Source organism: Halanaerobium salsuginis (assembly GCF_900114545.1).
In the GTDB taxonomy this organism is placed as follows: domain Bacteria; phylum Bacillota; class Halanaerobiia; order Halanaerobiales; family Halanaerobiaceae; genus Halanaerobium; species Halanaerobium salsuginis.
On sequence record NZ_FOTI01000012.1, the window covers coordinates 36,921 to 59,807 of the forward strand.

Below are 22,887 nucleotides of genomic sequence, written 5' to 3' on the forward strand. Positions count from 1 at the left end.
GGGGGGAGTAAAATCGATATTCTAAAATGGCTTGGCTTAAAAAGCGATGATAAAAAAAGTAAAAGTGTAGCAAAAGAGAGACTCCAATTTGTTCTGGTTCAGGATAGAGTGAAATTAACTCCAGATGAAATGGATGCCATGCGGGACGAATTAATTGAGGTTTTGAGTAAATATATAGATGTTGATTCTCAGAAAATAGAGATGGATGTTAAAAGAGAAGATGATATGACAGCTTTAGTAGCAAATTTCCCCCTTAAAGGATCAAAGTAGAGGGGTAAATTTTATGAATTGGAATCGAAAATTTTTAAGGAATTTAAATGTAAATGTACCCCTGTTAGTTATTGCTTTAATAATTATTGGGTTTCTTGCTATTAGTTCCGCTGTTGAAATTAATCATAATAGTCCAGGAGCAATGGCATTTTTGAAAAAACAGGCAGTCTCAATTGGGTTGGGACTGCTGGTTATTTTTATTCTGCAGGCTTTTGATTACAGAATTTTTAAAGAATATGCCGCCTTTATTTATGTTTTTATGCTGCTATTATTAAGTAGTACTCTGTTTTTGGGAAGGACTGTTGCTGGTGGTAAACGTTGGCTTAGTTTAGGATCTTTTAATTTGCAAACTGCAGAATTAGCTAAAATAATGTTGGTTTTAGTTTTAGCTGCTGTTATTGATAGCTATTCTGATGATATGGGATATCTTAAAGTAATGTTTTTACCTTCAATTATTGCTTTTATACCATTTTGTTTAGTTATCTTGCAAAATGATTTAGGAACAGCCTTAGTTTTATTTTTTATTTATTTAATTATGTTGTTTGCTGGTGGTGGGAATTTAAAATATATGTTAATTTTATTTGGTGGTGGTTTTCTGATAGTAGTTTTAATTATTGCTGCCCACTTAGTAATTGACACTCCCTTACCCTATTTGCAGGAATATCAATTAAATAGATTAATTGTTTTTATTAATCCTAATATTGATCCCCATGGTAGTGGTTATAACATTATTCAGTCTAAAATTGCACTTGGCTCAGGCAGAGTAATTGGGAAAGGACTTTTTGCTGGCACTCAAAATCAACTTAACTTCTTACCTGAAAAACATACTGATTTTATATTTTCTGTAATCGGAGAGGAATTTGGATTTATTGGTACTTTTTTTGTAATAACTTTATTTTTACTTCTTTTGTGGCAGTTTTTAAAAATAGCTGAAAATGCCCGTGACCGTTATGGATATTTAGTAGTAGTGGGAATCATGGCTATGTTTTTATTTCATATTTTAGAGAATATTGGTATGACAATGGGCATTATGCCAATTACAGGAATTCCATTACCTTTTATTAGTTATGGAGGAACTTTTATGTTAACCTCTTTAATTGCTGTTGGAGTTGTAATTAATATAAACTTGAGAAAAAAGAAATTGATGTTTTAATTATGAGGTGGTTTTTTGCAGTTTAAAAGAAAAATTAATGAAAATTTATATAAAATATCGAGTCCAGAACGCTATACTGGAAATGAGTGGAATATTATTCAGAAAAAGTGGACTGACGATAAATTAAAAGTGGCATTGGCTTTTCCAGATGTTTATGAAATTGGTATGTCACACTTGGGATTGAAAATTTTGTATCATTTAATAAACAAAGAGGAGGATATGCTTGCTGAGCGCGTTTATGCCCCCTGGGCAGATATGGAAGAATTGCTAAGAAAAGAGTCTATACCGCTTTATACTTTAGAATCATATCATGAAATCAAAGATTTAGATATTTTAGGTTTTACTCTTCAATATGAAATGAGCTATACTAATATTCTTAATATGATTGATTTAAGTGGTTTAGAACTTTTAGCTGCTGATCGTGAGGAAAATGATCCCTTAATAATAGCTGGCGGTGCTACAGTATTTAATCCTGAACCACTGGCTGAATTTATTGATTTATTTTTCATTGGTGAAGCAGAAGCAATAATTATTGATCTGCTGAGAGAATATAAAAATTTAAAAAATTTAGGTCTGAAAAAAGACGTTATTTTAAAAAAATTAAATAAATTACCAGGTATTTATGTTCCTGCTCTTTATCAAGAAATTTATAATGACGATGGCAGTATTAAAGAGCTGATAGCAGCTGATGGCTGCAAAGCAACTATTAAAAAACAAGTTGTTAAAAATCTTGATCAAAGTTTTTATCCGGTTGACTTTATTGTCCCATATCGTGATACGGTTCATGAGCGTGTAGTTTTAGAAATTTCGAGAGGATGTACGAGAAGCTGCCGTTTTTGTGCAGCTGGAATGGCTTATCGGCCTGTTCGGGAGAGAAGTATTCCAAAGCTCATTGATCTGGCAGAAAAGGCATTAAAATCAACTGGTTATGATGAAATATCTTTAACTTCACTAAGTACAATGGATTACACTGCAGCTAAAGAGCTAGTTAAAACTATGAGTGATCATTTTAGTGATAGGAAAATAAGCGTATCCCTCTCTTCACTGCGGGTAGATAAATTTTCGGTTGAATTAGCTGAAGAAGTTCATAAAGTTAGGAAAACTGGTTTAACTTTTGCGCCAGAGGCAGGAACCCAACGTTTGAGAGATGTAATTAATAAAAATGTTACAGAAGAAGACATTTTTCAGGCTGCCAGTTCAGCCTTTAAAAATGGTTGGTCTAAAATAAAATTATATTTTATGATTGGACTGCCAACTGAAACTATGGATGATATTGCTGGCATTGCTAAATTAGCTAAAGATATTCGTGATCTTGGTCAAAAAATTAGAAGAAACAGTAAAAAAAGAATGCGTAGGATTGAAGTTTCTGTTAGTGTATCTACTTTTGTACCTAAAGTATTTACTCCTTTTCAGTGGGTTAAGATGGACGATATCGCAACTATTATAAAAAAACATGATTATCTCCGGGAAAATATTGTTGGGCGTGGGTTTAATTTTAGCTGGAATGATCCCCAACTTTCTAAACTGGAAGGTGTAATTGCCCGAGGTGATCGAAGATTAAGTAAAGTGATTCGATCTGCCTGGGAGAAAGGTAGTCGTTTTGAAGGCTGGTACGAATGTTTTGATTCTGATTTATGGGAAGAGGCATTTGCGGAACATAATATTTCTCCAGCTGATTATTTAAGAAAAAGAAGTGAATCAGAAATTTTTGCCTGGGAAAAAATTGATATTGGGATTCCTAAAAAGTTTTTACTTGCTGAATATAAAAAAGCTAAACTAGAAGAATTAACTCAAGACTGCCGATTTGACAATTGTCAGGGTTGTGCAATTTGTGGTAATTTTGCTGTTAAGCTTGAGCTGGTAGGTGATGGTAAAAATGATGTACAGAGTTAAATTTGCTAAACTGGAGAAGCTAATGTACATTTCTCATCTGGAAGTAATTAAAACTTTGCGGAGAATTTTTCGCCGGGCAGAACTGCCAGTTGCTTTTAGCCAGGGATATAATCCCAGAATTAATCTTGCTGTCGGTCCTCCGCTGGCAGTTGGTTTAATTAGTCAGGGAGAATATTTTGATCTTGAATTAACAGCAGAGATCTTACCAGCTGAATTAATAAAACGCTTAAATAAAGTTTCACCAACTGATCTAAAATTTATTAAAGCTGTTCAGATTGCTGACAATATTAAATCACTTTCTTCATTATTAGATACTGCAATTTATCAAATTACTTTTAGTTATAGTAACTCACCCAGTCTGGCTGAAGAAAAAGAGATGCTGGCTGATTTCATGAATTCAAAAGAGATTATGATAATTAGGCACAGGAGAAAGAAATCTGATAGGGAAATTGATCTTAAACAGAGAATTTTTGCAGCAGAAGTTTTAAGTGCAGGAAAGTGGGAATTTTCTGTTGTAACTGGTAGTAGAGGAAATGTAAGGCCAGAAGAATTGCACAGAGCTTTACAAAATAAATATCCAGAAATCAAAGATTTTTCTCCGCTTCAGGTAGTTAGAGAAGGGGTATATGTAAATACTGGAAAAGAATTTTATCCTCCCTACGCAGAAAAAATTATTGGGAGTTGAGCTAGATGAGTAGACAAATTATAATTAACTCAGAATATAGAGAAAGAAGAGCTGCTTTATTAAATAATAACTCTTTAGAAGATTTATTTTTTGAAAGAGATACTTATCATAAAATAGCAGGCAATGTTTATCGGGGTCGAGTACAGGATGTTTTACCTGGTATGCAGGCTGCTTTTATAGATATTGGAATTGCCCGGAATGCTTTTATTCACTTAAATGATTTATATCCAATTTTAAATAATGATCAAAAGAAAAGATTAAGTCAGAAAACTTTAAATATAAAACATGTTTTACAGCCAGGCCAGTGGCTTATGGTTCAGGTTGTTAAAGAGCCAATGGGAACTAAAGGAGCTAAAGTTACCTGTAAAATTTCATTGCCGGGTCGGTTTTTTGTTTATATTCCTTCTGACAATAAAATTGGAATTTCCAGAAGAATTAATAATGAAGAAGAAAGAGATCGTTTGAAATCAATTGCTCAAGATTTAAAAAGTGGTAAAGAAGGATTAATCATTAGAACTAATGCTCATAATGAAAGTTATAATAAATTAGAGAATGACTATAAATTTCTTTCTGGTACCTGGAAACAGATTAGAAATAGTTTTTTTCAGAAAAATAATATTGATATTTTATATCAGGAAGAAGATCTTTTAAAAAATTTAATTCGTGATTATCTAGATGAAAATATTGATCGAGTAGTTGTTGATGATAAAAATGATTATCAGAGACTAATTGATTTAACCTCAACTTTTGCTCCTGATTTAAAAAATAGAATTGCTCTTTATCAGAGAAATATTCCTATTTTAGCTGCCTATAATATTGAAAAAGAAATCGAGAGTTTACTCCAGAGAAAAGTCTGGCTTAAGTCTGGTGGCTATCTAGTAATTGACCAAACTGAAGCTCTTGTTTCAATTGATATAAATACAGGTAAATTTACTGGCAAAAAAAATCTGCAGGATACAATTGTTAAAACTAATAAAGAAGCAGTTGCTGAAATAGCAAGGCAGATTAAATTAAGAGATATTGGTGGTATTATAATTATTGATTTTATTGATATGAATAATCCTTCTGATCAGCAGTCTGTAACTGATTTATTTGCCAATGAACTTGCAAAAGATAGAACTAAGACATCTATTCTTGGATTTACACAGCTTGGCTTATTGGAAATGACTAGAAAAAAAGTTAGAGAAGGCTTTGGTTCATTGATGCAAAAAGACTGCCCTGTTTGTGGTGGAACAGGTAAAGTATTATCTGAATCAACTGTAGCAATGAAGGTAATTAGAAAAATTGATGAAATAATAAGTAGAAAACGCTATCCGGCTGTTTCATTAGAATTACATCCTGAAGTAGCAGCTGTCTTAATTGGCTCTGGAGGAGAAAAATTACAGGAACTAGAGAATAAATTTGGACTTGATATTTTTATTAGTGGTAATGCTGAATTGAGATATGAGGATATAATTATTGAAAAAGGCAGCAAAGAAGATCTCCAGCCGGATGTACTTGATCTTGATGCTGGGGATAGAATTACTGTAAAAATTGAAGATAGGCACGCAAGTAATGAAAGTGCTGGTATAGCAAGAATTGATGGTTATATTATTATTGTAAACGGTGCTGGTAATATGGTTGATAATCAGGTGGAAATTATAATTGATGATATGCACCGAACTTACGCCAGAGCACATTTAGCATAAAAACTTGACTGGAGAAGTTATTTATGCTAAAATTTATATTTGGAGCTATCCAGTCTTCCGAATAGGAAGACGCCAAAACCGCACGGTACAGGTTGCAAATCTCTTTAGTTAAAAAAGAGTACCTTATCCGGCGAGTCTGAGGTGAGGGAGGTGTATTTAAACTATGTATGCAATTATTAAAACTGGTGGTAAACAATATAAAGTTGAAGAAGATCAGATTATAAAAATTGAAAAGCTTTCTGCTGAGGAAGGTGAAAATGTAGAGTTTGATCAAGTTTTAGCTGTAGCTGATGATAATGGCTTAACAGCAGGCTCTCCTTTGATTGAAGGAGCTACTGTAAAAGGAAAAGTAATTGAACAAGGTAAAGATAAGAAAATTATTGTTTTCAAATATAAGCCAAAAGTTAGATATCGTAAAAAAACTGGTCATAGACAGCCTTACACTAGAGTTTTAATTGAAGAAATTAATGCTTAATTAAAATATAATTGGATAAACAGCCTGTTAAGACTGGTTTATCTGCTGAATATATAAAATCTTAACTGAGGGGGTGGAGTAGATGTCCCAGAAAAAAGGTGTTGGTAGTTCACGGAATGGTCGTGATAGTGAGTCTAAACGGCTTGGTGTAAAGGAGTTTGACGGTGAATTTGTTTCTGCTGGCAGTATTTTAGTACGTCAAAGAGGTACTAAATTTAAAGCTGGTTTAAATGTTGGCCGTGGTAGTGATGATACATTATTCTCCAAGGTTGACGGTTATGTTAAATTTGAAAGAAAAGGCAGGAAAAATCGTCAAATTAGTGTTTATACAGAAGATCAAGTAGCTGTATTAGCTAATTAATTTGTTTTAAAAAACCCTCAGCCCTTTTGGTGCTGAGGGTTTTTTTAACTGTAATTGATAAAAATAATTTAAATGGAGGTGAAAATTATGTTTATAGATGAAGTAGAGTTTAAAGTTAAGGCTGGAGATGGTGGGAATGGTGTTGTCAGTTTTCGTCGCGAAAAATACATTGATCAGGGTGGTCCTGATGGTGGTGATGGTGGTGATGGTGGTAGTATTATTTTGCAGGTTAATGAAGGTCTTAACACTCTAGCTGATTTAAGATATAATAATATTTATCAGGCAGATAAAGGGCAAAATGGGTCTGGTAAAAATCAACACGGTAAAAATGGGAATGACTTTTATTTAGAAGTTCCACCAGGAACAATGGTTTATGATGCAGATAAAAATGATTTTTTAGCTGATTTAAAAGAAAGTGGAGCTGAGTATGTAGTTGCTAAAGGTGGTAAAGGCGGACGGGGAAATACAAGATTTAAAAAATCAACTCGTAAAGCTCCTCGTTTTTCTGAAAAAGGTGGTAAAGGTGAATTTAAAAAGATAAGATTAGAATTAAAAGTATTAGCTGATGTAGGTCTGGTTGGTTATCCTAATGTTGGTAAATCAACTTTAATTTCTCAAGTATCTCAGGCTAAACCAAAGATTGCTTCTTATCATTTTACAACTCTACATCCAAATTTAGGAGTAGTTAAATATGGAGATTACAAGTCATTTGTAATGGCTGATATCCCTGGTATAATTGAAGGAGCTCATCAGGGAATAGGACTAGGGGATGAATTTTTAAAGCATCTTGAAAGAACTAAATTATTAGTTCATGTTATTGATGCCGCCGGGATTGAAGGCCGAAATCCTCTAGAAGACTTTGAAAAAATAAATTATGAAATTGAGCAGTATAATGATTATCTTGCTTCACTTACTCAGATAATAGCTTTAAATAAAATTGATCTAATTGTTGATGAAAAAAAATTACAGCAGCTTAAAGAGAAGCTGACTGAAAAAGGTTATCAGGTATTTACGATTTCTGCTGCAACAGGATCAGGCTGTCAGGAATTAATGTATTATCTTGGTGAAGCATTAGCTGAAATTCCTGACCGAGAAATTATTCAGGCAGAAGAAATAATTATTAGGCCTGATTTTGTTGATGAACTATATCTAGATAAGTTGGCAGCAGATAAATTTGAACTAAAGGGCAGTTTGCTTGATAATTATCTTGAAAAAACTGATTTTAATAATGAGGCTGCTGTCAAGAGATTGATGCGAGTTTTAAAGCATCATGGATTAAATGACTTATTGGATAAAAATGAAGTCCAGGAAGGTGATACAGTAGTTATTGGCCCTCTGGAGTTTGACTATATTGAGTAATTAATATTTTAGCTTATTAATAAGTTTTTTACAGAAAGGAGATTAAATTATGTTATCAGGTAAAGAAAGAAGTTATCTCAGAGCAGAAGCTAATCGGCTTAATCCCATTGTCCATGTTGGAAAAGACGGAGTTAGTGAATCTGTTATTGAACAGCTGGATCAAGCTTTAACTGATCATGAATTATTAAAAGTAAGAATACTGGAAACTACAGGTCGTACTACAAAATCTTGTGCTCAAGAACTAGCTACTGCGACAGCAGCGGAAGTTGTTCAGGTTATTGGTGGTATTGCTGTGCTTTTTAGACAGAGTGATGAAGATTCTGAATTTAATATTTAGTTAATATTTTTTAGATAGAAGATAAAATAGATATTAAAGATAACTCCGGGAAAGTTGATCAGGGAGGAATTTCTATGCAAAAAATAAAAATAATTACCGATAGCTGCTCTGATTTACCGGCAGAAATAGTTAAAAAATATAATATTAGCTTATTAAATATCCCGGTAAATATTGAAAACCAGGTGTATTATGATCGCCTAGATTTGATGCCAGCAGATTTCTATAAAATTTTATCAACCAAAAATGTTTTACCAAAAACATCGCGTGTAACTCCAAAAAAATTTAAAGAGACATATCAAAAATATCTTGATTCTTATGACCATATTTTAGTGTTTGCATTTTCTTCAAAGTTAAGTGGTATTTTAGAATCGGCAGTAATGGCCAAACAAGAGCTTGCAACAGATAGAGTGACTGTTATTGATACCAAGGCTGCTTCTGTCGGACAGGGCTTATTGGTTTGTCAAGCCGCCCAAATGTTAGAAAAGGAAATTGAATTAGAAAAAGTAATTACTAAAACAATAAATAGTGCTTCTCATTTAGAACATGTTTTTGCAGTTGGAGACTTGGAAATGTTAAAAAAAGGTGGCCGAATTTCTAAAGCACAAGCTTTTATGGCAGGTGTGTTAAATATTAAGCCCATTCTTCATATTATTGATGGTGAGATTTTACCTTATGATAAAGTAAGAGGTAAAAGAAAAATGTTTTCTTATTTAATAAATGAGATTGAAAAAAAAGCTGATAATCCGGCTGAGCAAACTTTAGCTATAACATATTCACAGATAAAAGAGGATGCTATAAACTTAAAACATGAATTGGAAAAAAGATTTGCTCCCCAGAATATTTTAATGAGTGAAATTGGTTCTGCAATTGGCTCTCATGCTGGTCCTGGTACTTTAGCTGTAGTTTATCAAAACTCAGAAAAAATTGCTGATGCTGTAGTTTATTAATCTGTATCACTTTATATTATTTTAGGGAATGTGTGATAAAAATGTCTATTTTAAATATAAGTAAACTAAAAAAAGAATATGGAATTGAAGTAATCTTAAAGGATTTTTCACTTAATATTAACCAGGGTGAATCGGTAGCTTTAATTGGACCTAATGGTTCTGGAAAAACTACCTTGTTTAAGATAATAACTGGGCAGGAAGGATATTCCGCTGGTAATATTTCACTCAGGAATGATATAGAAGTTGCTTATTTAGATCAGCTGCCTGATTTTGATGATCAAGCTACAATTTATCAAGAATTAGAAGAAGTTTTTCTTGAAGTTAAAGCACAGATTAAGCAATTGCAGTTTTTAGAAAATAAAATTGCTAATCAGGGTAAAGATGTTGATAGTGGCAAAATAAAAACTGAGCTTTTAGAAAAGACCATGCTAGAATACAGCAAATTACAGCATGAATTTGAGCAAGGAATTGGTTATGAATATCAAAGTAAAATTAGGCAGGTTGCAGCTGGACTTGGTTTTAGTGAAACAGAAATTAATTCGCGCCGGCTAGTTAACTTAAGTGGAGGAGAAAAGACTAGAGTTGGTTTAATAAAATTATTATTGATGGAACCGGATTTATTATTACTTGATGAACCAACTAATCATCTTGACTTAAAATCTGTTGAGTGGCTGGAAGATTACTTGAATTCTTATCAGGGAAGTTTATTGATTATCTCTCATGATAGATATTTTCTTGACCATACAGTAGATAGAATAATAGAAATTAATCAGGGTAAAAATGAAAATTACGCTGGTAATTACAGCTATTATCTGACTGAAAGAGAAAAACGTTATCAGCAGCGTTTAAACGAATACAAAAATCAGCAAAAAAAGATTGCTGATTTAGAAGAAGCAATTGAGAGACTATATATCTGGGGACGGTCTCGAGATAGTGAAAAAATGTTTAAAAGAGCTAAAGCTATGCAGAAAAGACTTGATAAAATTGAGAGAATTGAAAAGCCACGACTGCAAGGCGCAAAAATGAAACTTGATTTAGCTGCTGAAACCCGTGGTGGGAATGATGTTCTGGAAATTAAAAAACTTGCTAAGTCTTTTTCTGATAACCAGCTCTTTTCGGAATTAAATATTTTTTTACAACGCGGGGAAAAAGCTGCAATTATCGGTGACAATGGAACTGGCAAATCAACTATTTTAAAGTTAATTATGGGTGAATTAAATCCTGATCAGGGTGAAATTAAAATTGGAAGTAATATTTATCCTGCCTTTTATCGACAGGAATTTGAAGGATTTAATCCAGAAGATGATTTAATTACAGCCCTCCAGCGAGAAACAGCTGTAACAAATTCTACTGCCAGAAATATGTTAGCTTCTTTTCTATTTACTGGTGATGATGTGTTTAAAAAAGTTAAGCAGTTAAGTGGAGGCGAAAAAAGTCGTTTAAGATTATTACAATTAATGAGTGGTAATTATAATTTTTTGATTTTAGATGAGCCTACAAACCATCTTGACTTACCATCACGAGAAGTTCTTGAAATAGCTTTACAGGAATATCAAGGAACAGTTTTAATAGTTTCCCATGACCGTTATTTTTTAAATAAAGTTATTGATTACATTTATGAATTAGAGTCAGGTCAACTAACAAAATATTTTGGTGATTATAGTTATTATAAAAATAAAAAAGCACAGCAAGTAGCTGATAATTCAACTGCAGAAAATGAAGCTACAGAAAATGAAGCTGCAGGTAAACTTGCTTATGAAGCCCAAAAAGAAGCTCGCAGCCAGGAAATGCAAAGGGTAAAGAGAATTTCTGAAATTGAAGCAAAAATTAATCAGCTGGAAAAAGATTTAAAAGAAATAGAAAAAGAGATGACTGCTGAAGATAATCTTGATGATTATCAATTACTGCATGATTTAAAATCAGACTATGATTCAAAAAATAACTTATTGGATCAACTTTATCTTGAATGGGAAGAGTTAGTATAAATTTTATTTAAGTCAATTTGAAAGGTAAACAAATGGACAAAATTATTGAGCAATTAAATATGAAACCAGTTGAAATATTGATTCCAGATTATATAATCGAACAGTGGCAGCAGTTACTTGAAATGATGCTTAGTTCAAACTTTAGTGATATAGTTTTATTAAATAAATTGAAATCAGCTGATTACAAATACCTGGGGCGTGCTTTTCAAGATCAGCAGGAAATAGCAATAGATGAATTAACTATAATTACGCAACAGTTTTCTGACTGTCTTGAGCAAGAAGATCAAAGAATAAAAAAGAAAATAGCTGAAAAAGTTTATATTAATTCAGATTTAGCTGCTGATGATATTTTTTACCTTGGTTTACCTGTAAGATGGCCGCAGGGCAAAATTTTTGCTGTGCTTTCATTTTATAGTCGAGACTGTTCACTCTGGAAAACCAGTAATTTAAATCAAATAGAATTTGCAATTAACTTAATTGAGAGTAATCTTAAGCTTATTTATCAGAATAATTTCAATAGTAATTTAAATGATTACTATTCTAAACTGATCGATATTTTGCCAGTGGGTGTTTTAATAGAAAATGAACAGGGAATTATTTTAAAAGCTAATGAAGAACTTGAACAAATAACTGGATTTACTAAAAGTGAATTAATTGGAAGTAGTATTTTTGAAACTCTGGTTCCTGAAAACAATAGTGCTAATGCTCGTCAAGATATTAAAAAAATTTTAGCTGATAATATTTTAAGCCAGAGAATTTTTTCTCAAGATAAATTTTCGACAGAAAAGTATCTTTATTTACAGGAACAAAAAATTAATCTGCCTGATAATAGTATTGGTATAGTCTCAATTCAGACTGATATAACAGATAAGGTTATGATTGAAAAACAGGTCGTAGATCTATTGAATAAGCAAAAAATTTTGCTTGATAGTATAGATATTCAAATTTGGTTTGCTGATGATATTAATCATTATGGTATTGTAAATGAAGCAAGAGCAGAGTTTTTAGGATTAGCCAAAGAAGAGATTCGAGGTAAAAAAATTACCGAAGTTATGCAAGAAGATAAATCTATTCAAAGTTGTTTAGCCAGTAATCGTTTTGTTTTTGAAACAAAACAAAAATATCATGTTGAAGAAAAAATAAAAAATCATACAGGTGATTTACGAACTCTTGCTGTGACTAAAACTCCAATTTTAAATGAAGACAATAAAGTTGATGCGATTGTCTGTACGGCTGTAGATATTACAGAGCAGAGAAGACAAGAGGCAAAAATAAAGTATGCTAGTTATCATGATAGCTTAACAGAGCTTTATAATCGTTCTTTTATGGAAAAAGAGATTAATGACTTTGATTGTAAAGATAATTTGCCAATATCAGTAATTATGATTGATTTGAATGGTTTAAAATTAGTTAATGATACTTATGGGCATCTAGCTGGCGATAATTTACTGCAAAAGATGGCAGCTATTTTAAAAAATAGCTGTAGGAATAGTGACATAGTTGTGCGCTGGGGTGGAGATGAATTTGTTATTCTTCTGCCTAAAACAAAACAGAAAAATTTAGAAGAAGTAATTTCTAGAATCAATACTAAACTTGCTGATAATTATTTATTGGAAGCCGGTAGTAAAATTCCTTTATCAGCTGCAATAGGTTCTGCCATTAAAAGTGAAGTTTATCAAAATATTTTTGATATTTTAGATCAGGCGGAAGAGATTATGTATAAAAATAAGCTTACCGAGAGTAAGAGTGTTAAAAGCAATATTGTTAATTCACTTTTAAGAACACTTAGTGAAAAAAGTCAGGAAACAGGTCAGCACTCAACTAGAATGGCTAAACTAGCAATTAAAATAGCTAAAAAAATGCAGCTATCTACTATTGAAATAAATAAACTAATTTTGATTGCGAAACTACATGATATTGGTAAGACTGTTATTCCTGAATCTATCTTGAATAAAAAAACTGAGTTAACTGAGGAAGAGTGGAGAATAATTCGTAATCATCCTGCAGTTGGTCATAGAATTTTAAATGCTACTGAAGAATTTTCTCATATTTCAGGAGAAGTTTTGTCACATCATGAGTTTTGGGATGGCAGCGGCTACCCGAGAGGTTTAAAAGGAGAAGAAATCCCCCTTTTAGCCAGGATAATTGCAATTGTTGATGCTTACGATGTAATGACTAATAAGCAGAGTTATAAAGCTCCTTTAAGTAAATCTGCTGCTTTGGCAGAAATAGAATCTTGTTCTGGCAGCCAGTTTGATCCTGAGTTAGTCGAATTATTTATTAAAATAATGAAAAATGTAGTTAAAATAAAATAAAAACCCTGCCAGGAGAGAAGGAAAATCACTGAGGCAGGGTTTTATTATAATCTTATTTTATTTATTTGAATTTAATAATATTATCTGTAATTATATTAAAGAGCTGTTGTACCTTCTTCCCCGGTTCTGATTCTGATAGCATTTTCTATTTCAGAGATAAATATTTTGCCATCACCAACTTCACCAGTTTGAGCAGCCTCTTTGATAGCTTTGACAACTTCAGTTAACTTTTCAGCTTCTACAATTGTTTCTACTTTAATTTTTTTGCGCAGTCTAATGCGATAGGTAACTCCCCGGTACATTTCTGTTTGACCTTTCTGAGAACCATAGCCCTGTACTTCTGTAATATTTAAACCATTAATTCCAATTGCTTCTAAACTGTCAATTAATCTGTCGGTTTTATCTGGACGAATAATCGCTTCTACCTTTTTCATTATTAATCACCTCTGGTTTTGATTTATTTTTGGAGTTTTATCTTTATTTCAAAACAATTGACTCCACTTAGATTTTATCATTAAAATTACTACTTGTCTGCTTTGGCATTGATCATAAAATCTGGATAAGAATGAGTGCCATGTTCAGAGAAGTCAAGCCCTTCAATCTCATCAGCTTCAGATACTCTAAGCCCGATTGCAGCATCGATAGCTTTAAAGAGAATAAGTCCTAGACCAAAAGCCCAGATGAAAACAGTAACAACTCCAATAATTTGAGTTAATAATAAATCAAATCCACCGCCAAATAATAGTCCTCCATCAGTGGCCAGAAAACCAACAGCAAGAGTTCCAAAAGCTCCACAAACACCGTGTACAGACACAGCACCTACTGGATCATCAATCTGTAATTTATCGAAAAATTCTACAGCATAAATAACAATTATTCCTGCTAAAGCACCTATTATAATAGCAGCAAAGTTACCAACACTGGCACAACCAGCTGTAATAGCAACCAGACCTGCTAAAGCACCGTTTAAAGTCATACTTACATCTGCCTTACCATATTTAATCCAGCTCACAGCCATAGAAAGAGTAGCACCAGCCGCTGCAGCCAGGTTAGTAGTCACAGCAATAGAAGCAATGCTTAAGTCAGTACCAGCTACAGTAGAACCAGGGTTAAATCCAAACCAGCCAAACCAGAGAATAAAGACACCAAGAGCAGCCATTAGTAAGTTATGACCTGGTAAAGCATTTGCACTACCATCTTTATTATATTTACCAATTCTTGGTCCTAAAACAATAGCTCCTGCTAGAGCAGCCCAGCCACCAACAGAGTGAACAACAGTAGAGCCAGCAAAATCAACCATTCCCATATTTGCTAACCAGCCTCCACCCCAGATCCAGTGACCAACAACAGGATAAACAAAAGCACTGATCACCACACTATAGGCTAGATAACCAGAAAAATTAGTTCTTTCAGCCATAGCTCCCGAAACAATAGTGGCAGCAGTAGCTGCAAAAACTGTCTGGAAAATAAAAAATGCTGCTACAGGAATATCAAGTCCTAGATTAGCAAAAGTATCATGTAGAAAAAACCCTGTCTGGCCAATAAAGCCATTACCAGCCCCAAACATAAAGGCAAAGCCGCAGATCCAGTAAACCAAAGAACCAGAAGCAAAGTCCATCATATTTTTCATAATGATATTCCCTGCATTTTTAGCTCTGGTAAAACCTGCTTCAACCATAGCAAAACCGGCCTGCATAAAGAAAACCAGAAAAGCTGCAATTAAAGTCCAGATTGTATCAATAGCAACTGAATTAGCAGCCGCCAGATCGTCCTGTGCCAGGGCAAAACCGCTAAATAAGATAACCATTATTATTGCTGTTAAACATGTTTTAAAAAATTTACTCCTCATTTCTCTCATACTCATAGAAAGTCCTCCTTGTGTTAGGTTTGCGTTAACTATGAGTTATTATATAAAACTTTTTATTAAGAAAGCAAGCGATTTGGTCGTAATATAGTTGTATACATTATATTTATTTATAATTATTGAAAAATTAATAGATAACTAAAAGTTTGGAGTAAGTGGAGGAGAAGATTTATGTTTGTTTTTAATTTGTATTTTTTGGATTTTGTTTTTTACTTCTGCTTTTGCTTCTCCATTCGCAAAATAATAATCAGTATCTCGATAGCTTAAAAAATCTTGTTCAGAGATTGTTTGGGGCCAGATTGCATTTGTAGGAGTTTTAGCAATTATTTTACTATCTATCTCCATGCTTCTAGCCATTCCTTTAACTTCTAATTTTACCAAAGTAGCCAGGGGATCAATATCAAAAGCGCCATCACCATATTTTGTGAAATAGCCAAGCTTTATTTCACTTTGATCATTATTACCAACTACCAGATAATTGTTAAGATTGGCGTAGTAGTAAAGACTTGTCATTCTGAGACGAGCTATAATATTTTTTAAAGCAGATGTTTTTCTGTCCGTAAAATTTTTTTCTTTTTCAGTTGAATTTTTATCTAGTTTAGATTGTGCGATTTGTTCAAATTTAAGTTCATCATCTTTATTAAGTGAGCTAATTAGAGATAGATAGGTATTTTTTAAATTAAGATCTTTATAATTAAGATGATGTTTTTCAGCATGGGTTATTGCATCAATTCTTTTTTCAGAAGCATTATCAATTGAGATTATAATAGTTAAATTATTAGCAGGACAGGCTTTTTGACAGAGAAGAGAAGTAACTGCAGAATTTATTTGACCATCAAGACTGCTCACTACACCATCTGCACCAGATTTTTCAACCTTATCTTTAATCCAACCGCTTAACTTGCTGGCAATTTTATTATAATTTTTATCTAACATTTTCTTCATCCTTTCTTAATTAATAAGTATTTTTTAAAACAAGTGTAGTTTTCCCAATCTAATTTTTTAATTATAAGAATTATATATCAAAGCCAAAAAACAAAAACCTCCCAATCGGAATTGGAAGGTTTATAAATTCAGGTCATAAATTTAACTACTAAAAAATATTTTCAGCACTAAATTTAAGCTAGTTTAGTTTTATTCTACTTTAATTATTCAGCAGTAAAATTCAAATTAAATAGGGGAGTAATCTGAATTTTAAATGAGTTTTAGAATGTATTTAAGTAACTATCTAACTCCCATTGACTAACCTGAGTTCTGTAGCTATCCCATTCAGCTTTCTTAGCAGCTACAAAGTGTTCCAGAACATGATCACCTAAAACACTAGTAATAACTTCATCTTCTAATAATAAGTCAACTGCTTCGTTAATATTAGCAGGCAAACTTTCAATATCTAACTCATTTTTGCGATCTGCAGACATTTCATAAATATTTTCCAGTACTTCTTTAGGTGGTTCAATTTCATTTTTAATTCCATCAAGACCTGCTTTTAACATAACAGCTATTGCCAGATATGGATTTGCAGTTGGGTCAGGATTTCTTAATTCTAATCTAGTTCCATTACCACGAGCAGCAGGAATTCTAATTAAAGCACTTCTATTAGCACTTGACCAGGCAACATACACAGGAGCTTCATAACCAGGTACAAGACGTTTGTATGAGTTAACAGATGGGTTAGTGATAGCTGCAATAGCTTTAGCATGTTTTAATAAACCGCCAATATAGTAATAAGCAGCCTGGCTTAAACCTAATTTATCACTTTCATCATAAAAAATATTTTCTCCATCTTTGAATAAAGATTGATGGACATGCATTCCAGAACCATTCTCACCAAAAATAGGTTTGGGCATAAAAGTAGCATGTAAGCCATGTTCATTAGCCAGTGATTTAGTAACGAATTTAAAAGTACCAATATTATCAGCAGTTTTTAAAGCAGGAGCATATTTGAAGTCAATTTCATGCTGACCAGGAGCAACTTCATGATGAGAAGCTTCAACTTCAAAACCCATTTCTTCTAAAGCAAGTACTATATCTCTTCTTGCATTGATTCCTTTATCAATAGGACCTAAATCAAAATATCCACCATCATCTTGAGTGATAGTAGTTGCTTCACCAGTTTCATCTTGTTGAAATAGGAAAAATTCTGGTTCAGGACCAACATTCATATCAAAGCCCATTTCTTCGGCTTCTTTTAAAGCTTTTTTAAGTACATTTCTTGGGCAACCAGAGAATGGTTTTCCATCTGGAGTATAAACATCGCAAATTAAACGAGCAACAGCTCCACCCTCAGCTGGACGCCAGGGGAAAATAGTAAAGGTATCATAATCTGGTCTTAAGTACATATCTGATTCCTGAATTCTGGTAAAACCATCTATTGAAGAACCATCAAACATTATTTTGTTATCAAGAGCATCTTCAAGTTGTTTAACTGTGATAGCTACATTTTTAACTATACCCAGAATATCAGTAAATTGCATTCTAATAAATTTAACATTTTTTTCTTCAGCCAGTTTTAAAATATCTTCCTTAGTATAATTTGACATAATAAAAATCACTCTCCTATAAAATTTTCATTTTGATTACTGATTATCAGTATAAATTCTTTTTCTGACTCAGTCAATAGATAAAAAAAATAAATATAAATAGTCATTAAGCCTGTCATTTAAGCAACTATACTAATAATATCATAAAATCAACTTAATTTAAATACTTGTATACAGATATAATATAACTTATTTATTTAATCAATTAACAAGAAGAAAATAAGGGTTGGTCTATGAAATATCAAGAAAAAGAGAGTTAATTTAATTTAAAGGCTTTTTATAATGTGAATTTATACACTTTAAGATTTGTGTTAAGTAAATAACTCTGATATTCTATTGATAGTGATTAAATAAAAGAGCATATTTGCCGTTTTAAAGCTAATAATATTGCTCTTAATTTTATTGTAAAGAGGAAAAATATTTTTTTAAAGAAGTTTGTTATAATCTTCACAATAAACTTATAAGCTATCCAAAAGGAGGATAATAAATGAAGATTAAAAAAGTAAGTAATGTAGAAGAATTAAATCAGTTGATTGATGCTGTAGAAAAATCTCAGCGAAAATATTCTCGCTATAGTCAAGCACAAGTTGATGAGATATTTAGAAGAGCAGCTATTGCTGCCAATGACAGAAGAATTGAATTAGCTAAAATAGCTGTTGCAGATACTGGAATGGGAATTATGGAAGACAAAGTAATTAAAAATCATTTTTCTTCAGAATATATTTATAATAAATATAGAGATGAAGTGACATGTGGTGTAGTTGAAGAAGATCATGCTTATGGAATTAAGAAAATTGCTGAACCAATTGGAATTTTAGCTGGTATTGTTCCTGTTACTAATCCAACTTCAACCACTATTTTTAAATCATTAATTTCACTAAAAACTAGAAATGCAATTATCTTCTCCCCTCATCCAAATGCTAAAAATTGTACAATTGAAGCAGCTAAGACTGTTCTTGAAGCAGCTATTGAAGCAGGTGCTCCAGAAAATATTATTGGCTGGATAGATAAACCATCTATTGAATTGTCGCAGCATTTGATGCAGCATCCTAAAATTAATCTTATCCTGGCAACCGGTGGACCAGGTATGGTTAAGGCCGCTTATTCGTCTGGTAAACCTGCCCTTGGGGTTGGTGCTGGTAATACACCGGCAATTATTGACGAAACAGCTCATTTAAAAATGGCAGTTAGTTCAATTTTAATGAGTAAGACTTTCGATAATGGAGTAATCTGTGCTTCTGAACAATCTGTAACAGTTTTAGCAGATGTATATGAGCAAGTAAAGAAAGAGTTTATCGATCGAGGAGCATATATATTAAGCGAAAAAGAGCATAAAAAATTGGCAGATATCCTTTTAATAGATGGACATATTAATGCAAAAGTTGTTGGCCAAAGTGCTGCTAAAATTGCAGCAATGGCTGGTATAAAAGTAGCTCCAGAAACTAAGATATTAATTGCAGAAGTTAATAAAGTTGGTGCAGCAGAGCCATTTTCTTATGAAAAATTATCTCCAACCCTTGCTTTATATAAAGCAAATAATTTTAAAGCAGCTGTTAAAAATGCAGTTGAATTAGTTAGATTTGGTGGGATTGGTCATACTTCAGTTCTTTATACTGATCCAATCAATGAAGACAAAAAAGATTATTTTAGCAGGGAAATGAAAACTGGTAGAATTCTGGTTAATATGCCAGCCTCTCAGGGAGCAATTGGTGATATCTATAATTTTAAATTAGAGCCATCACTTACTTTAGGTTGTGGATCCTGGGGAGGAAATTCAGTTAGCGAAAATGTGGGGGTAAAACATCTAATGAATATCAAAACAACTGCTGAAAGAAAAGAGAACATGCTCTGGTTTAGAGTTCCAGAAAAAATTTACTTTAAATATGGTGCTCTGCCAACTGCTTTAGCTGAACTAAAAGATAAAAAACGTGCTTTTATTATGACAGATAAACCACTTGCCAAATTAGGTTATACAGATCGAGTAACAGATGTATTAGATAAACATGGTGTTAATTATCGAGTTTTTTCTGATGTAGAACCTGATCCAGAAATTTCTATGGTTAGAAAAGCAGTTAAACAGATGAATAGTTTTGATCCAGACTTAATTATTGCACTTGGTGGAGGTTCTCCGATGGATGCTGCTAAAATAGCCTGGCTGCTTTATGAGCATCCAGAAGCAGAGTTTAAGGAATTATCAATGACTTTTATGGATATTAGAAAAAGAATTTATAAATTTCCTGAACTTGGTAACAAAGCTCAATTAGTAGCAATCCCAACTACTTCCGGAACTGGTTCTGAAGTTACTCCTTTTGCAGTAGTAACTGATGACAGTACTGGAGTTAAATATCCAATTGCTGATTATGAATTAACTCCTAATATGGCAATTGTTGACCCCGATCTTGTTTTGTCGATGCCTAAAACCTTAACAGCTCATTCTGGAATTGATGCACTTGTACATGCAATTGAAGCATATGTATCTGTTCTTTCAAGTGAATATACTAGAGGATTGGCCCTTGAAGCAATTAGACTGATCTTTAAATATTTACCAGAATCTTATCATGGCGGTTCTGAAGCTAGAAAAGCTAAAGAGAAAATTCATTATGCTGCAACAACAGCTGGGATGGCTTTTGCTAATGCCTTTTTAGGTATTTGCCACTCAATGGCTCATAAGTTGGGATCAGCTTTCCATATTTCTCATGGTTTAGCGAATGCTTTGCTGATAAATCAGGTAATTAAATATAATTCTAGTGATCGACCTGTAAAACAGGCAGCTTTTCCTCAATATAAATATCCACTAACTAAAACTAATTATGCCAAAATAGCTGATCATTTAAATCTTGGTGGTAATAGTGATGAAGAAAAAGTTGATCTTTTAATTCAGGCAATAGAGGACTTGAAAAAAGAGCTTGATATACCGGCCAGTATCAAAGAAGCTGGAGTTTCAGAAAAAGAATTCAATCAAAAGATTGCCAGTGTGTCTGAGTTAGCTTTTGATGATCAATGTACTGCAGCAAATCCACGTTATCCATTAATCTCCGAAATAAAAGAGCTATATTTAAAGGCTTATCAAGGAGATTTATAATAAATTTGCCCAAATGCTAAAATATACTCTAAACAGGAAGATGCTCTCCCCAGAGCATCTTTTTGTTTTGCTTTCAAATCTTGACAAATTGACTATAACTAACATATAATTGAGCTGAAATAAGGCTAAAATGTTGAATTATTTAATTAATAATTGTAACTTTAAAAAATAACAATAAGTATATGAAAATTAAAATATCTGCCTGATATTTTAAATAAATTAAGTTTAAATTTTATAACTAATGGAGTGTTAAAATAATGAAAATAGAACTAGCTCAGCTTAATCCAATTATTGGAGATATTGATGGTAATTTAGAAAAATTAAAAAAAGCTGCTCATAAAGCAGACGCAGCTACAGATTTAATTATTTTTCCAGAGTTATTTTTGACTGGTTATCCACCTCGTGATTTATTATTAAAGTCATGGTTTATTAAAAAAATTAACTCAGCCCTAACAGAAATTAAAGCTTTTTCCCGGACTATAGAAGCCGGTATTTTAGTTGGAGCTCCAACTGAAACTGAAAAGAAGATGGGGAGAGGCCTTTATAACTCAGCATTATTATTTTATCAGGGAGAAATGATTTTTAAACAGCATAAAACACTTTTACCTACTTATGATGTTTTTGATGAGGCAAGATACTTTGATTCTGCTTCAGAAATAAAAACATTTCTTTTTAAAGGAGAGCAGCTAGGAATTTCTATTTGTGAGGATATGTGGAATTTAAAAGAATTATGGCAACGACAGCGTTATGAAGCTGATCCAATTGCTGAGCTTGCCAAGCAGGGAGCAACTATTTTAATTAATATTTCTGCCTCCCCCTTTGTAATTAATAAGGATCAAACTCGTTATCAAATTATTAAAAATCATGTCCAGAAATATAAAATCCCCTTTGTAATGGTTAATCAAATTGGAAGTAATGATGAATTAATTTTTGATGGCAGTAGCCTCGTTTTAAATAAACAGGGAGAGCTTCTGACTCAATTTGATTCTTTTAAAGAAGTTACTAAAACTATTAATTTAGCCAAAGCTGAGTCTTTTAATTATCATCCTTTAGCAGAGATAGAAGGGGTTTATAATGCTTTAGTGTTAGGAATTAAAGATTATTTATATAAATGTGGGTTTAAAAAAGTTGTCATTGGGCTTTCAGGTGGGATTGATTCTGCAGTCACCTGTTCATTAGCTAGAGCTGCTCTGGGGTCAGAAAATGTAATTGCAGTTACAATGCCTGGGCCATATTCTTCTCGTGGGAGTGTAGAAGATTCTAGAGCTCTCAGTTATAATTTGGGAATAACGTTTAAAGAAATTTCTATTTTAGAACCTTTTCAAGCTTATCTTAGTGCTTTAGATGAGGAATTTGCTGATACTGATTCTGGTGTAGCTGAAGAAAATATTCAGGCTAGAATTAGAGGAAATATTTTAATGGCTTTATCTAATAAATTTTCTTATCTTGTTTTAAGTCCTGGCAATAAAAGTGAACTGTCAGTTGGCTACTGTACTTTATATGGTGATATGAGTGGTGGACTTAGTGTTATTTCTGATGTTCCTAAAACTCTAGTTTATCAGTTAGCTAAGTATATTAATCGTGACCAGGAAATAATTCCGGCTGCGATTATTACTAAGGCACCTTCAGCTGAACTGCGTCCAGATCAAAAGGATGAAGATAGTTTACCTCCTTATGATATTCTTGATAAAATACTTTATCATTATATAGACCAGGGCCTTTCTCAATTAGAAATTTGTCAGATTGGGTTTGATGAGGAAATTGTTGCAAGAGTTATTGGTCTTGTTGATCGAAATGAGTATAAGCGACGTCAGGCTGCCCCTGGACTTAAAGTTACCTCAAAAGCTTTTGGCACAGGACGGCGAATGCCAATTGCAGCTCGGTATAATTCTCATCACTAATATTGTCTTTAAATAATAAATATTTTAGGAGG

18 protein-coding genes and 1 other annotated feature are annotated in these 22,887 nt (G+C 32.7%); of the genes, 14 read left to right on the forward strand and 4 right to left on the reverse strand.

Going from position 1 to position 22,887, the window contains the following annotated elements:
• The first annotated feature begins 18 nt into the window (after positions 1-18).
• The 12 genes from minE (at position 19) to BMZ74_RS05755 (ending at position 13,468) form a co-directional block, all read left to right on the forward strand.
• Complete coding sequence (gene minE, locus BMZ74_RS05700; protein WP_281244078.1) at positions 19-270, forward strand: cell division topological specificity factor MinE; 252 nt, start codon at positions 19-21, stop codon at positions 268-270.
• A gap of 13 nt (positions 271-283) precedes the next feature.
• Entirely contained in the window at positions 284-1,423 is a 1,140-nt protein-coding gene (gene rodA, locus BMZ74_RS05705; protein ID WP_089860926.1) for a rod shape-determining protein RodA, read from the forward strand.
• A gap of 15 nt (positions 1,424-1,438) precedes the next feature.
• Positions 1,439-3,316, forward strand: a complete 1,878-nt coding sequence (locus BMZ74_RS05710; RefSeq protein WP_089860928.1) for a TIGR03960 family B12-binding radical SAM protein — start codon at positions 1,439-1,441, stop codon at positions 3,314-3,316.
• Positions 3,303-4,001: a TIGR03936 family radical SAM-associated protein gene (locus BMZ74_RS05715; RefSeq protein WP_245750829.1), complete on the forward strand. Its 699-nt coding sequence runs from the start codon at positions 3,303-3,305 to the stop codon at positions 3,999-4,001. Before BMZ74_RS05710 ends, BMZ74_RS05715 begins: the two co-directional genes overlap by 14 nt.
• Before the next feature lie 5 nt (positions 4,002-4,006).
• Positions 4,007-5,689, forward strand: a complete 1,683-nt coding sequence (locus BMZ74_RS05720) for an Rne/Rng family ribonuclease (RefSeq protein WP_089860932.1) — start codon at positions 4,007-4,009, stop codon at positions 5,687-5,689.
• A 66-nt stretch (positions 5,690-5,755) separates the two neighbouring features.
• Positions 5,756-5,837 (forward strand) — a sequence feature (ribosomal protein L21 leader region).
• Between the two features lie 15 nt (positions 5,838-5,852).
• Positions 5,853-6,164: a 50S ribosomal protein L21 gene (gene rplU, locus BMZ74_RS05725; protein WP_089860933.1), complete on the forward strand. Its 312-nt coding sequence runs from the start codon at positions 5,853-5,855 to the stop codon at positions 6,162-6,164.
• Positions 6,165-6,246: 82 nt separating this feature from the next.
• Positions 6,247-6,525, forward strand: coding sequence for a 50S ribosomal protein L27 (gene rpmA, locus BMZ74_RS05730; protein ID WP_089860935.1), 279 nt, complete (start codon positions 6,247-6,249; stop codon positions 6,523-6,525).
• Between the two features lie 87 nt (positions 6,526-6,612).
• Entirely contained in the window at positions 6,613-7,884 is a 1,272-nt protein-coding gene (gene obgE, locus BMZ74_RS05735; RefSeq protein ID WP_089860937.1) for a GTPase ObgE, read from the forward strand.
• Positions 7,885-7,933: 49 nt separating this feature from the next.
• Positions 7,934-8,221 (forward strand): ribosome assembly RNA-binding protein YhbY, encoded by a 288-nt coding sequence (yhbY, locus tag BMZ74_RS05740; RefSeq protein ID WP_089860939.1) that lies wholly within the window; start codon positions 7,934-7,936, stop codon positions 8,219-8,221.
• A 74-nt stretch (positions 8,222-8,295) separates the two neighbouring features.
• Positions 8,296-9,168 carry a DegV family protein gene (locus BMZ74_RS05745; RefSeq protein ID WP_089860941.1) on the forward strand — a complete coding sequence of 291 codons (873 nt, stop codon included), beginning with the start codon at positions 8,296-8,298 and terminating at the stop codon, positions 9,166-9,168.
• 41 nt (positions 9,169-9,209) lie between these two features.
• The gene (abc-f, locus tag BMZ74_RS05750; protein WP_089860943.1) at positions 9,210-11,153 is read left to right on the forward strand and encodes a ribosomal protection-like ABC-F family protein; all 1,944 of its coding nucleotides are present in this window, start codon (positions 9,210-9,212) and stop codon (positions 11,151-11,153) included.
• Positions 11,154-11,170: 17 nt separating this feature from the next.
• Positions 11,171-13,468 (forward strand): diguanylate cyclase domain-containing protein, encoded by a 2,298-nt coding sequence (locus BMZ74_RS05755; RefSeq protein WP_089860945.1) that lies wholly within the window; start codon positions 11,171-11,173, stop codon positions 13,466-13,468.
• 95 nt (positions 13,469-13,563) lie between these two features.
• Here the strand turns inward: BMZ74_RS05755 and BMZ74_RS05760 are convergent, their stop codons facing one another.
• From BMZ74_RS05760 to glnA, 4 genes are all read right to left on the reverse strand, one after another.
• Complete coding sequence (locus tag BMZ74_RS05760; RefSeq protein WP_089860947.1) at positions 13,564-13,902, reverse strand: P-II family nitrogen regulator; 339 nt, start codon at positions 13,900-13,902, stop codon at positions 13,564-13,566.
• Between the two features lie 89 nt (positions 13,903-13,991).
• Positions 13,992-15,332: an ammonium transporter gene (locus tag BMZ74_RS05765; RefSeq protein WP_089860949.1), complete on the reverse strand. Its 1,341-nt coding sequence runs from the start codon at positions 15,330-15,332 to the stop codon at positions 13,992-13,994.
• Between the two features lie 138 nt (positions 15,333-15,470).
• Positions 15,471-16,268, reverse strand: coding sequence for an NAD(+) synthase (gene nadE, locus BMZ74_RS05770; protein WP_089860951.1), 798 nt, complete (start codon positions 16,266-16,268; stop codon positions 15,471-15,473).
• 269 nt (positions 16,269-16,537) lie between these two features.
• Positions 16,538-17,872, reverse strand: a complete 1,335-nt coding sequence (gene glnA, locus BMZ74_RS05775; protein ID WP_089860953.1) for a type I glutamate--ammonia ligase — start codon at positions 17,870-17,872, stop codon at positions 16,538-16,540.
• A 487-nt stretch (positions 17,873-18,359) separates the two neighbouring features.
• Between glnA and adhE the strand changes: the two genes are divergently transcribed.
• Both adhE and BMZ74_RS05785 read left to right on the forward strand, forming a co-directional pair.
• Positions 18,360-20,954 carry a bifunctional acetaldehyde-CoA/alcohol dehydrogenase gene (gene adhE / locus BMZ74_RS05780; RefSeq protein WP_089860955.1) on the forward strand — a complete coding sequence of 865 codons (2,595 nt, stop codon included), beginning with the start codon at positions 18,360-18,362 and terminating at the stop codon, positions 20,952-20,954.
• 257 nt (positions 20,955-21,211) lie between these two features.
• Positions 21,212-22,855, forward strand: coding sequence for an NAD+ synthase (locus tag BMZ74_RS05785; RefSeq protein WP_089860957.1), 1,644 nt, complete (start codon positions 21,212-21,214; stop codon positions 22,853-22,855).
• Positions 22,856-22,887 lie beyond the last annotated feature (32 nt).